This window comes from Simiduia litorea, from assembly GCF_042853465.1.
Lineage (GTDB): Bacteria > Pseudomonadota > Gammaproteobacteria > Pseudomonadales > Cellvibrionaceae > Simiduia > Simiduia litorea.
Window position 1 is genome coordinate 2,770,523 of sequence record NZ_AP031497.1, and the last position, 12,966, is coordinate 2,783,488.

Sequence of the window (12,966 nt, forward strand, 5' to 3'; positions counted from 1 at the left end):
TCCCTGCGTTTTCATCGTTTAGGTTCTTTTTAAGCGGCTCGAAGTAATTGCGATACCGAAGCCATAGCAGCTTCAAGCCATTCACTATCGCGCGCCACCTTGCAATTGACCAACATACCGGCGAGTAAAAATCCCAACTGCTTAGCGCGAACAGCGACATCCACCGAGGGCGACACCAACCCCTGTTGCTGTGCGCGCGTTAAGGCTTGCGCTAAGCCCTGTTCGGCGCAGCGCAAACCCAGCGCGACTTTTGCTTTGACACTTGGCTGATCAGCGCCTAATTCAGTGCCGCTGTTAACCAGTAGGCAACCAAATTGCAAGGCCGGCGATTGCGGCAAAAAGCACTCGCGAAAATACGCCTCAATACCTAACAGCGGGTCGCCAACCAATAAATGGCGCTGCACCCGTGGCTGCACCACCTGTGTGATATAGAGATCTAGCGCATTCAAAAACAGCGCTTGTTTCGATTCGAAACAATGGTAAAGACTACTGGTTTTTAGTCCCGTCGCCTGCTCCAAATCTTTCATGCTGCTGGCGCCAAAGCCCTGCCGCCAGAAACAATGCATGGCACCCTGCAGAGCGCGCTCTTGATCAAAGGTTTTTGGTCTGGGCATAGGGTACCGTTAATATACTGTAGCAATCACTCTAAAACAAAATTACCGCTTAAACAACCGCTCAGCTTGACCCACGTCATGTAAGCCTGCCATGCCCTGCCGTAAAATGACGCCACATTCATTATTGCATTCACCTCGCTTATGCCCAGCACGTCACCCACACTCGTCAATACAGCCAACACGGCACTTTGGGATAGCAACCTTATTGCCCGCTACGATTTGTCTGGGCCACGCTACACCTCTTACCCAACGGCGCCGCAATTTCACAATTTGATCAGCGATTCCGATATTGCCGCAGCCCTGGCCCGAAGCGATAGCACCGGTAAGCCTCTATCGATTTACTGCCACATACCTTTTTGCGATACAGTTTGCTACTACTGTGCCTGCAACAAAGTGATTACCGCCGATAAGCGTAAGTCCATCCCCTACTTAGAGCGGCTGTTTAAAGAAATGGCCATGATGGCAAGCAAGATCGACCGTCATCGAGCCGTTGATCAACTGCATTGGGGCGGCGGAACACCTACCTATTTATCGCTAGAGCAAATGACCGCGCTGATGCGGGAAACTCGCAGGTACTTTAATTTACACAGCGACGACAGCGGCGAATATGCCCTTGAAATTCACCCAGCCAGTGTCACGCCTCAAACCCTCAAAGGATTGCGCGACTTAGGCTTCAATCGCCTCAGCATAGGTATTCAAGATTTTGACCCGCAGGTTCAAGAAGCGGTGAACCGCTTTAATAGCGTTGAGGAGGTCACCCGCTTAATCAAGCAGGCGCGCGACAGTGCCTATCACTCCATCAGCATGGATCTCATATACGGGCTGCCAAAACAATCGTTAAACTCAATAGCCAAAACCCTTGCAGCCGTTATAAAACTGAGCCCCGATAGGCTTAGCGTCTTCAACTACGCGCATATGCCACACTTGTTTAAAGTGCAAAAGCAAATCGACGAAAAAGCACTACCGAGTGCAAGCGAAAAGCTCGATATGCTGCACTACATTATCGAGCGCCTACGGGACGAAGGTTACGTGTATATAGGAATGGACCACTTCGCCAAACCCGGCGATGAACTCGCCCGGGCCCAGGCCGATGGCAAGCTACACAGAAACTTTCAAGGCTATGCAACCCATGGCCACTGCGACCTCCTGGCCTTTGGCGTTTCAGCCATCAGCCAAATAGATAACCTCTATTTGCAAAATCACAAGCAGCTCGACCACTATTATCAAGCTCTAGATCAAAATCTAGCCCCCGTGGCCAAAGGCTTTGCCATGAGCCAAGATGATCATATCCGCAAGGCCGTGATCATGGGCCTGATTTGTCAATTCCACATTAGGTTTGACGCCATAGAACAGGCTTTCGGCATCGATTTTAAACACTATTTTGAGCAGGCTTTAGCACAACTCGCCGCCATGGAAAGCGACGGTCTATTAACAATTGATAAGCAAGGCATCCATGTCCTTGCCAAGGGGCGCCTACTAATTCGCCGAATCTGCATGGCCTTTGATGCCTATATAGCCCCAGCAACTAAACAGAGTTTTTCCAAAATTATTTGATAGCTTTGCTATCATGGCGCATGACATTAGGCGGACAGGAAGCGATGAGCCAACTCACCCATTTAGACGATCAAGGCCACGCGCACATGGTAGACGTGGGCACAAAAGCCAATAGCCAGCGAGAAGCGCGCGCCGAGGCCTATATCACCATGGCAGCAGCGACACTCGCACTCATTACTGAGGGCGGCCACAAGAAAGGCGATGTTCTGGCTGTTGCCCGTATTGCCGGCATACAAGCTGCGAAAAAATGCGCAGATTTAATTCCTCTTTGCCATCCGCTGCTACTTACCCATATAAAAGTTGAACTGACACCAGAGCCACTGCACAACCGTGTACGCATTGAAAGCTGCTGCCGACTAAACGGCCAAACCGGTGTTGAAATGGAAGCCCTCACCGCCGCCTCCGTCGCCGCCCTTACTGTCTACGACATGTGTAAAGCGGTGGATAAAAACATGGTAATTGAAGGCACCCGCGTGCTGGAGAAGTCTGGCGGTAAAAGTGGTCACTATGTGGCTGAGTTGCGTGCCCGAACGACAGGAATAGACAATGATACAAATTAAATTTTTTGCCCGACTGCGCGACCAGCTTGGTACAGCCGATTTACAACTGCCTTACGAGAAAATCCAGCAGGTGGCAGACGTACAAACCGCGCTCATTAAGCAGCACCCCGATTGGCAGGACGTTTTAATGGCCGCCAATATCTTAGTCGCCGTGAATGAAACCATGAGCCATAAAAATAGCGACGTCAGCGACGGCGATGAAATTGCTTTTTTCCCACCAGTCACGGGTGGTTAAATGGTCATCACCGTCAAGGTTCAAACACAGGATTTCGATCAGTCGGCGCTTTACCTTGAACTGCGTCAAGCCTGCCCTAACATTGGTGCCATCGTCACCTTCACGGGGCTAGTACGCGACATGAACCTCGGCGATGGGGTTACCGGGTTATTTCTTGAACACTACCCCGGCATGACAGAAAAATCGCTAACCGAAATTGCAGAGCAAGCCGCCCAGCGCTGGGACTTACATACGGTTCTATTAACTCACCGTGTTGGGCAGCTCAACCCTTCGGATCAAATCGTATACGTTGGCATTAGCTCCGAACATAGAGGCGACGCCTTTTCCGCCTGCGAATTCATCATGGATTATCTAAAAACCCGTGCACCTTTTTGGAAACGAGAAAGCACTCGCGATGGCGAGCGCTGGGTTGACGCGCGAGAGTCAGATGAGGAAGCTGCGAAGCGCTGGTAGAGCACAGGCGCATCACATACTTTTACAATAATGCTGAATGAACTTCTGATGGCTCGGCAGCTGTTTCACAGACTTATCGACCGATTGACGGATGCCTGTTAAAAAATCCTTCAACTCCGCGTCGCTCATCATGTTAACAATAGGGTGATATTGTTCAGGCATTAAGCCCTGCCCCATCATCACCTGAATCCAAGAGTTCTCACCAAAAAGCTCTGTCGGCACTTTAAATACACGACCAGTTTGTTTAAACAACTCTATTCTGTGGCGCAAAGAGTCTGGAATATCCATGCTGCTACAATGCCGCCAGAACTCGCTATCTCTGCGATTAGTTACGTAGTAATGCAAGATAATGAAATCGCGAATGTTGTCCGATTCGAATGTCATTTGGCTATTAAATTCTTCTATATCCGGCTGACGAATACCGTCATAGGGAAACATCTGCATCAGGCGAATGATACTGCGCTGAATCAAGTGAATACTGGTAGACTCTAGCGGCTCAATAAATCCACTAGCTAAACCCATAGCGACACAGTTTTTATGCCAATGCTTCCGCCGTTGCCCGGTTTTAAACTTAATCACACGGGGATCATTAAGCATCTTGCCACTGATATTGCTAGTTAAGGTGGCGATAGCCTCATCGTCGCTCCAGAACTTACTGCAAAACACCATGCCGTTACCAACACGGGTTTGCAAGGGAATGCGCCACTGCCAACCAGCCTCATGAGCGATTGAGCGAGTATAAGGTATTGGATCGGATACAGCCTCGGTTTGCACGGCAATAGCACTATCACAGGGCAATAAGTGACTCCAGTCATCGTAACCTGTGTGTAATGCTTCCTCAATTAACAGGCCCCGAAAGCCAGTGCAGTCGATAAACAAATCGCCTTCAACAACTTGGCCAGATTCCAATTGTAACGATGTTATAAAACCCGTATCCGTATCCTTATGGACATACTTAATCTTTCCTTCTTGCCTAACCGTGCCATGTTGCTCAGCCATTTTTCGCAAAAATTTTGCGTACAAACCCGCATCGATATGATACGCATAGTTAAGACCTTCGCGCGGTAATACCGCGAACTTATTTTCTTTTGCCGCCACCCATTCTGGGCAGTATTTACCAAACTCTTCACTAATACCGAGATCTATACCTTTTTTCCAAAAATGCTGAAAACCGGCCGCCCAACAGTCTTTGCCCGTCCAACCAAAAGAGTGGATATAATCCTGGCCTACGTCACGCCAGCTTTCAAAGGAAATACCCAACTTAAAAGTACCCTGCACAGCCGCCATAAACTCTTGTTCATTAATTTTTAATAATTGATGCAAGGTAATAAGAGTTGGGATGGTAGCCTCACCGACGCCGACGGTGGGTATATCATCAGATTCCACTAAGGTGATATCAAGTGTTTTACCAAGCAACTTAGACAGTGACGCAGCAGCCATCCAACCGGCAGTACCTCCGCCGGCCACGACAACTTTACGTATTTTACGATTTTTCACAGCAACCTCCGAGCGCAACACTCGATCTGACTATTCTATTGTAATTTGCTAATAATTTCTGAACGCATCCACGCCGCCATCTCTTTAGAGACTTCAGACAAAACCCCGCGACCAGATTCCGGAATGTGTTCAAAAGACTTAGGGTCTGCATCGAACACATAGTAATTGAACAAATTTTTCCAAACGGCCTTCTTACTTTCAGGTAAGTCTTTCAACGACAACATAGCGTGCATCAACGCCGCTGAAGGAGCACCCAGATAATCTGCGCTTGTAGTCCACCAGTAGTTCACAAGGATATTAAAAGCAGACAATGATTCGACGTGATGCCACCACATACTCGGAATAAACACAGCATCACCCGGGTCCAAATCGGCGACCTGCGCATGCATTATTGCTTCCGCAAAGCGAGGAAAACGGCCTAAATCTGGCTTATCAAAATCTACCAAACTAATTGCCTGCCCTGCTGGCGTGCGATCCACTGGACCAATATATAAATTTGGTAACTGGTCTGGCGGAAACAAAGTAAATCGACGTTTACCAGCTACCACACAGGCGATATTGTCAGGAAAATCGTAATGCGCAGAAATACGACTTCTATTACCTATCCACATACTCATTAATGGGCGAAGCTCACCCATAGCGAGATCATTTATCGCTCTAAATCCCGGCAAAAACTTGTCCACCATGGTCGAGCCGACATAAATAACGGGCGGCGTTTTCTCGGCGCTGTGTTCTGATAACTTTTGCATGATCTGGTGTAAAGGCGCGGTTCCACGGCGAAAATTAAAGTCGGTAAAATCGTCGTTATAAAACAACCTATTCTCTGAGCCGGAATCGGTTACATAGGCCGTTACCGGTTGGGGCGTCCAAAATTTAGATAGGTAGGTAGCAGCACTATTTAATGATGCACTACAAGATTTTGTCGCCGGCCACTCGCTCACCAAACCTTTTAGGATCAACGGCTCCTGAGACTGTAAAACAAAATCAGGAATAGCATCCGCGCGACAGCCATTTAGCTCGCGTACCGGTTTTGGCATGGTCGAAGCTGGCATAATTTATGACAGCCCTTCAAGGCGATTTTTCTTACTCACGAGATCAGAAATATTACTCATAGATGCCAGCATCATAAAAATTGGCATGAGAAAACCACGTTGACTAAAGGATTCAAGTACCTCACCAGCTAACGCCTGCAACTTATCTTCGTTGATAAAATAGAAACCCAAAAGCTGGTTTTTCGAGCCATCGTCTAGCGTAATATCAATAGTCAGGGACTCAATAAGACTATGCTCTTCTAATGCCGCGATAAACTTTTTGCTGTGCTCGTGACCTTCATGAATGGCTTCTAGCATATTGGCAGCCTCTTCTAAGTAGGGCGTGTTTGCACCAAACTCATCAAACAACGGCTGCCCTTCAGTACGGCTAATTCTAGGATTGTTAAGATCGATAGAGACCACACGGCGGCGCTCGGCACTCTCCGCGGCCTGCTCCCCCTGAAACCCTATCAAAAATGGCTGTCGTCGAATCATCAAGGGCTTATAGCTAGCATGCCATCCACCTTCGTCCAAGAACAAGTTTTCCTTATCTTGAAAACCAAACAACGCAACAGGATAGATTAGATTATTACTTAGGTCCTTGTGCAACAGAATTGGATATTCAGCTTGAACAGAGCGAAACTCAAATGGAAAGGTCATGGTATACATGACACCGTCACCCATTTCAGCAGAATAACCACTCTGTATCTTAATGTCTTTATGTTCAACGTTATTCAACAATGCAAAACTCGTCATAACAATACCTTTTCTTTAGTGCGGCATGCCTGCCGCCATAATATTATTTATTAATTCTCTGTTGCTTGGCAACGCAGATACCATCCCTTGGAGGCGCTTTTGATTAGCATGAACAACGCGCTGAGCACGCTCCACAGCCTGAGCAAATTGGTGCTTACTGTAACTCATACTGTCGGGCTTAAAGCCCATGCCATATAAAACATATTGATAACTAGCGGAGGGAAAGAGCTCGTCGATACGCGGCGCGTCATCGTGCCAAGGCGGCTGCTGATGCCAAAGCGACAAGCGCTCGTGCAGTGCTGATGAACAAAACTCAAGTTTTCTACTGTCTAGCCAATACTGACTGTCAGAACGATCACTCAACACATAGTGCAGTTTTAGGAAGTCCACTATAGAGTTCCAGTGATAACACATTTTTTCGTTAAAACGCTTCGCAACTACATCCATTAATTTACGATTGGCCGGCATCTGATCGGCGATCATGGCCGCGGCCTGCTCCACCATGGCCAATGCCGATGCCTCCAGCGGTTCGATAAAACCGCCAGCCATACCAATGGCCACGCAATTGTTAACCCACAATTGTTGGTAATGACCTGGCTCAAAGCTTATAGCGCGAAAATCTGCGTCGCTCAAGCTTGAACTGGGCGCTGTCTTGGCCAAATACTCAGCCAATAACGAATGCGCTTTTGACTCATCGGCATGCGCACTGGAGTATACGTAACCCACACCGCGACGACTCTGCAAACCAATATCCCACACCCAACCTTCAGACAAGGCAGTTGATACCGTCGTGGAAGCAATCGGCGCATCCTTGATGGGATAAGGTACTTGCACCACTAGTGCACGATCGTTAAACAAGGTGGACTTAAGTGATTTAAACGGGGTTTGGTAATGACTGCCAATGAGCAATGATTTGACACCACTGCAATCCACAAATAGATCACCCACTAGGCGCTGACCATTATCCAGAATTAACGTCGTCACATCACCATTAGCGGCTGCCTCAATTTTCTGTACATTGGCCTGCACATGAACAACACCCAATTGACCCACTACATGCTTGCATAAAAGTTTAGCAAAACGCGTGGCGTCTAAGTGATAACCATAATTAAGATTGAACGCATATTCCGGCGTAACTGCCTGCTTTGGTGCCAAACCGAGTTCAGCTACTCTTGCTTGAGGCGTAACGTAGTCTGCAAAACTGGGGGATGATCCAGATGTAGGCGTACGTCCATTTAACCAATGACTAGCAAGATTCAACGAAGCATATTCCAACGGCAAGCTAAACGGATGGTAATACCGTTGCACCTTATCTCGATCTTTCCAATCAACAAAAAGTGTACCTTGCTTAAAGCTGGCATCGCATTCACGAATTAAATCCGTCTCAGAAATGCCTATGCGCTGCAAGGTCATACGCATGGATGGCCAAGTACCCTCCCCCACACCAATAGCAGGTAAAGTTGGCGACTCCACTAATGTAATATTTAACTGGCTAGCATTAGCCAAGCGATGTTCCGAAGCAATTACCCCAGCGGTTAACCAGCCGGCTGAACCACCACCAACAATCACAACATTTTTAATATGGCCCGACATTATCTTTATTAACCACAATTAATTTCAAACCAAAAGCATCTTGTATAAACATAAAAGGGAGAATCACCTAACGATGACTCTCCCTATCACAAGTTACTACGTTTTACAGATGATTAAAACTTGTAACGAGCACCAATAGCATAGCGAGGCCCACCCTGTGCCGCAAACAAGGTTTGCATCTTGTCGCGACCATACACGTGAGTCGTTTCATCAGTAATATTCAGCGCCTCCAAAAACACCGTCGCGTTCTCGGTGATTTCATAGCTCGCATTCATATCCCATTGGCCATAAGCGGCGACGTAGGTTGGACCAACGCCAACGTTATCCTGTCCAGTACCAGCGAGGAAATCATCGCGCCAGTTGTAGGCCAAGCGAACCTGAATACCATTCTTGTCATAGAAGCCAATTAGGTTAGCTGAATCACTCAACCCAGTAATTACAAATTGTGTTTCACGGCTGAAGTTATCATAGCCGACATCGGCATCGACGATAGTCGCATTGGCGATAACACCAAAACCACTCTCTCCAAATGTGTGCTGAACATTGAACTCCCAACCGTCAACGACCGCTGTCTCTACGTTTGTAGGTACCGTTAGGGTGAAATCCGTTGCACTGTCGCGACCAGCGATACCTGTGATCACACCATTCACGGCATCCACTCCTTCAGCGCTCGGGTAGTTAGTCAATATGTAGTTAAAAATATCGCCTGGATCGGTATTACCCGCAGCCACGGCTTCGGCATACATAGGACTGTTAGCGGGGTGAGCGAGGTCAAATGTCTGCTCTGATATGAAATCAGTACCGATAAAGTTTTTCACATTTTTATGAAAATAACCAATCGACGCATAACTCGCGTCATCATAGTACCATTCCACAGAGAGGTCTGTATTTTCGGATTCCAATGGTTTCAGCGCAGGGTTGCCGCGACTTCCAGTACCACCATCGACGCGCAATGGATTATTGATGGTCACCCCACCCTGAATGTCACCATAATTAGGGCGAGAAATCGTTTTACTCCAAGAAGCACGAGCGACCAGGTCGTCAGTAACCGAAACACTTAAATCAATATTCGGCAGTAAAACTTTATAATCACCGTCTAGGCTGGTGAAGTCTGAGTCCGCACCTTGAACAGCAGTAAACTCGTTTCCACCGAACCAGGTTACGCCCGTATATGATGGGACCAATGCTGAAGAAGACACATCCGTTTGCTCATGACGTAACCCAACGTTAAGCTTAGTTGGCATTCCTGCTAATTCCGTGGCCATATTCAACTGCACATAAGCAGCGGTAGACTCTTCGGTTGTACGCCGATCTGAGGTGAAATTGCTAGATGAACACAAAGGCGTTCCACAATCACCAAGTCCGTTCATAGGGCCATAGGACGCATCACCTGCTTCAACCAAATCATTAAAGCGATTGATCAACTGAACCATATCGAAGCCATAGAAATCAGTTTGCACTAAGTTACTACCGCCATCGACATTATCAAACCTACCAGCTATCGACATGGGCTGCATTAAATCAGCTATATCGCCTACCGCAGTGTTAGTATTGCTCCAAGCATCACGCTGAACGACTGAGCCCGCCGAGCGATTATTCACCTCAGTCATTTCAATGCCGAAATCGATACTTTCGATAGGGCCAGCGCCGCCCTGAAAATCGAAGGTACCGAAAAATTTCGACTGATCGATATCCATTTTTGAAACGTTATTGGTAAATACACTACCGGTGATCTGCATATCGTCTGGCGACAGAGGATTCGACAACTCAAGCTCAAGCGAAGGCAGATCGTTATTGAAATTGCCGGTTGTTTTGTCGCGGGTAAACGCAGCGATTGACAGCAATGCGCTGTCTCCGAATGGACTATTAGGCGTCGTCTCGGCGGTTGAGTCATGGTAGTCGAAACCAAGGCTTAAGCTATCAGTCGCATCCCACGTAACGTTGAAGCCCAGAGAATTATTTTCAGTTCGCGTGGCGTCTCTACCGGCACCCATAGAGAAATCGGCACCCGAGGAATTTTCCGCATAGATCAATGGTGTCGCTTGAGGGCCATCGGTCCAAAGGGTTTCTTGACCGCCAAAATTAAACCATGCAGACATATTGTTGTAAGAACGCTCAACTTCTACTTCGCTATAGGTGTAATCCAAGGTCGTCCTAATTGTGTCTGTTGGCTGCCACTGCAGTGTCAGCTGGCCGTTAGTACGCACGCGACTGTACTCAGCCAACTCATAGCCGATTGTTTGCGGCACAGAATAGAGATCACCTGCGCCAGGACGATTGACTTGGTTCGGATCACCTTCTGGCGGAATACCACCCCACTCCGATGGGTTAGCCGTACACCAACAACCATCTACCTCACCAGGAAAGGTGCGCCAACCGCCCACGCTCGCTGTAGCCGCGCCACTATCGCGCTCTTGCCGGCTTGCACTTAGAGACACACCGATCGTGTCGTCAGCGAAGGTATTTGAAAACAACCCCGAGATCTCTGGTGTTAAGCCACTTCCCTCCTCCGTAGAGGTATCGTGCACACCTTTTATACCCACGGTGGCAGCAAGCCCTGGTGACTCTAGTGGACGAGTAGTTTTGATATTCAATGTCGAACCAATGCCACCAGTAGACACATTTGCCTTACCACTTTTATATACTTCTACGCCGGAAACGCTTTCCGCCGCTAAATTGGCGAAATCAAATGAGCGACCTAATCCACTTGCGGTTGGCATTTGTCGACCATTCAGCGTTACTAAGTTGAAGTCAGGCCCAAAACCGCGAACAGTCACCTTGCTACCTTCACCTCTTTCGCGATCGATAGACACGCCAGTTATACGCTGCAGCGATTCGGCGAGGTTGGTATCGGGCATCTTGCCGATATCTTCTGCGGAAATAGCATCAACAACACCTTGGCTGTCGCGCTTAATATCCATTGCGCGCTGCAAGCTACCGCGAATACCTGTGACGACAATTTCTTCTAGTTGCTCTGCCTCTGCCTGATCGCTAGTTTGCGCGAAGACTGGCGAAAAAGCGGCCGCGCCTAAGACCATCGAAATGGTGGCTGCTAGCTGTGTTCGCTTAAACGTTTTGTATTCCATAGCTCTGACCCGATTTGTCTGATTATTGTTGGAATTAACTTCCATTCGCGTGGCTGTTTCGCCACTGTAAGCGCTTACATTTGATGATAAAAAAAAACCTTAGCAAGCACAAATACTCATATAAGATTTATAAATCTTTAAATGTAAGCGCTTACAAATTAAGCCAAAGCTAACCTAGTGTCAAGCCGTATTAACAAATTCAATCATGGCTATTTCAGCGAGGTGCGAATTCAAAAATAGGGGTTACAAAACTACCCACATAGCCGTAACACAAGGATTTAGCCATAGGGTTATGGCCGTTGTTTTTGGGCTAAAAGTGGACGTCGTACCAGGGGTCGCCTAGTCCGAGCCCCACCTCAATCGCAAGCCGTAAACGGGGAGGAAACGACTAAGCCGCGCGTCACTCTAAAACGGCTAGGGGGCACGAAGGCCACGCCCTATGAATCTCAGCGCCCGGACTTTGGCAAATAAGCCAACAAACTCATTAACGCTTATATCTGCTCACAGAATCGCGCGTTACCAGCTCCGGCTCAAATATATTTTGAATGTCAAAGGCATTGTTTTTATACACATATTTTAAAACCCAATGCGCGGCCATGTTGGCCATTTCTCGAATGGGGTAGTTTATTGTGCACAGTTTCGGGTAGACGTAACGAGAGTAAGCAACATTATCAAACCCCACCACGGAAAGGTCTTGTGGAATAGCCAAACCCAGATCGCGAGCAGCGGTCATGGCACCCGCAGCCATTTCATCATTCGCGCACAGCAACGCGGTAAAATTTGAGCGCTGAGCGAGCAGGTGAGTTAAACCCTCGACTCCGCCCTCTTCTTGATAAGAGCCTTCAAACAATAGCTTTTCGTTAAACTTGACGTTGTACTCTGCCAGCGCTCGCTTATGACCGGCCAATCGCTCTTGAGCGTCGTCCTTCCACAGCGGCCCAGAGATATAAGCGATTTTGCGATGCCCATTATCCAACACATGCTTACTGGCCAAATAACCACCCAGTTCATTGTTTAAACTGATGCAATTTTTCGCCAGCTTAGGGATATTACGGCCAATAATGACGAGTGGTGTGCCCTTTTTCGCGAGCTTAATGAGATAGTCATCGGTAACGGATTCAACATAGAGAATCAGCGCATCACAGCGGCGACTCAATAAAAACTCGATGGCATCTTCCTCTTTGGCGGCATCACTATGGCCGGCCGCGATAATCGCGTGGACATCGTGATTGCGCAACTCGGTTTCCACTTCACTCATCATCATGCCGTAGAAGGGGCCATGTAACTCAGAGATTAAGACACCAACGCTACTGGTATGCTTTGACGCTAGGCCCTTGGCGATGGCACTCGGTCGATAACCGAGGGACTCCATAGCCGCAAGCACTTTTTGCTTAGTCTTTTCGCTAACCTGCGCATTTTTATTCATCACGCGCGACACGGTCGCGAGCGACACACCGGCAAGTTCAGATACATCGTAGATGGTTGCCATAGAGTTCCTAGTTATCCCTTAATCTCGCCGAACTGTTTATTTAACTCACACCATTGATCAACATCACAACATCCATCAGCATCGTCGCCGTCATCGCG

The 12,966-nt window shown here is 47.9% G+C and carries 11 protein-coding genes; 4 read left to right on the top strand and 7 right to left on the bottom strand.

All coding sequences use genetic code 11. The annotated features are described in order from the left end of the window. Window positions 1-29: 29 nt before the first annotated feature. Window positions 30-614, bottom strand: coding sequence for a TetR/AcrR family transcriptional regulator (locus ACGHTT_RS12320; protein WP_390590908.1), 585 nt, complete (start codon window positions 612-614; stop codon window positions 30-32). 141 nt (window positions 615-755) lie between these two features. Between ACGHTT_RS12320 and hemN the strand changes: the two genes are divergently transcribed. The 4 genes from hemN to moaE are packed head-to-tail and all read left to right on the top strand — an operon-like array spanning window position 756 to window position 3,416. After that, window positions 756-2,168: an oxygen-independent coproporphyrinogen III oxidase gene (gene hemN / locus ACGHTT_RS12325; RefSeq protein WP_390590910.1), complete on the top strand. Its 1,413-nt coding sequence runs from the start codon at window positions 756-758 to the stop codon at window positions 2,166-2,168. A 44-nt stretch (window positions 2,169-2,212) separates the two neighbouring features. Continuing rightward, window positions 2,213-2,728, top strand: a complete 516-nt coding sequence (gene moaC / locus ACGHTT_RS12330; RefSeq protein ID WP_390590912.1) for a cyclic pyranopterin monophosphate synthase MoaC — start codon at window positions 2,213-2,215, stop codon at window positions 2,726-2,728. Next, window positions 2,715-2,963, top strand: a complete 249-nt coding sequence (moaD, locus tag ACGHTT_RS12335) for a molybdopterin converting factor subunit 1 (protein WP_390590913.1) — start codon at window positions 2,715-2,717, stop codon at window positions 2,961-2,963. The genes moaC and moaD overlap by 14 nt, the downstream gene beginning before the upstream one ends. After that, the gene (moaE, locus tag ACGHTT_RS12340) at window positions 2,964-3,416 is read left to right on the top strand and encodes a molybdopterin synthase catalytic subunit MoaE (RefSeq protein ID WP_390590914.1); all 453 of its coding nucleotides are present in this window, start codon (window positions 2,964-2,966) and stop codon (window positions 3,414-3,416) included. A gap of 12 nt (window positions 3,417-3,428) precedes the next feature. On the opposite strand, the gene ACGHTT_RS12345 is transcribed toward moaE, so the two are convergent. The 6 genes from ACGHTT_RS12345 to ACGHTT_RS12370 form a co-directional block, all read right to left on the bottom strand. Beyond that, entirely contained in the window at window positions 3,429-4,913 is a 1,485-nt protein-coding gene (locus tag ACGHTT_RS12345) for a tryptophan halogenase family protein (protein ID WP_390590916.1), read from the bottom strand. A 35-nt stretch (window positions 4,914-4,948) separates the two neighbouring features. Further along, window positions 4,949-5,965, bottom strand: coding sequence for a cupin-like domain-containing protein (locus ACGHTT_RS12350; protein ID WP_390590918.1), 1,017 nt, complete (start codon window positions 5,963-5,965; stop codon window positions 4,949-4,951). 3 nt (window positions 5,966-5,968) lie between these two features. After that, complete coding sequence (locus ACGHTT_RS12355) at window positions 5,969-6,700, bottom strand: SapC family protein (RefSeq protein ID WP_390590920.1); 732 nt, start codon at window positions 6,698-6,700, stop codon at window positions 5,969-5,971. Between the two features lie 15 nt (window positions 6,701-6,715). After that, a complete protein-coding gene (locus ACGHTT_RS12360; protein ID WP_390590922.1) occupies window positions 6,716-8,293 on the bottom strand; it encodes a tryptophan halogenase family protein in 1,578 nt (525 codons plus the stop codon). 113 nt (window positions 8,294-8,406) lie between these two features. Further along, on the bottom strand, window positions 8,407-11,379 hold the full coding sequence (locus ACGHTT_RS12365) for a TonB-dependent receptor (protein WP_390590924.1): 2,973 nt from the start codon (window positions 11,377-11,379) through the stop codon (window positions 8,407-8,409). A gap of 484 nt (window positions 11,380-11,863) precedes the next feature. Continuing rightward, entirely contained in the window at window positions 11,864-12,868 is a 1,005-nt protein-coding gene (locus ACGHTT_RS12370; protein WP_390590926.1) for a LacI family DNA-binding transcriptional regulator, read from the bottom strand. Window positions 12,869-12,966 lie beyond the last annotated feature (98 nt).